1 protein-coding gene is annotated in these 282 nt (G+C 68.1%); it reads right to left on the minus strand.

Annotated elements, in window-relative coordinates; translation table 11 throughout:
• On the minus strand, positions 1 to 282 hold a 282-nt coding region (locus tag HX846_RS40170; protein ID WP_256740512.1), incomplete at both ends, for an ATP-binding cassette domain-containing protein.

A 282-nucleotide genomic window follows, 5' to 3' on the forward strand; every position in this document is an offset into this window, starting at 1 on the left:
GGCCAGGCCCAGGCGCGTGAGCAGGGCCTTGGCGCGGGCATGGCGTTCGGCGGCGCTGATACCGGCATAGATCGCCGGCATCTCGACGTTTTCCTGGGCCGAGCCGGATGGGATCAGGTGATAGCCCTGGAACACGAAACCGAAGGCCTCGCGGCGCAGCCAGGCGAGTTCGTCGCTGTCGAGCCGGGCGACGTTTTCCCCGGCGAACAGGTAGTCGCCCTCGGTGGGGCGGTCGAGGCAGCCGAGGATATTCATCAGCGTGGATTTGCCGGAGCCGGAGGC

Source organism: Pseudomonas sp. K5002, assembly GCF_013386655.1.
Classification (GTDB): domain Bacteria; phylum Pseudomonadota; class Gammaproteobacteria; order Pseudomonadales; family Pseudomonadaceae; genus Aquipseudomonas.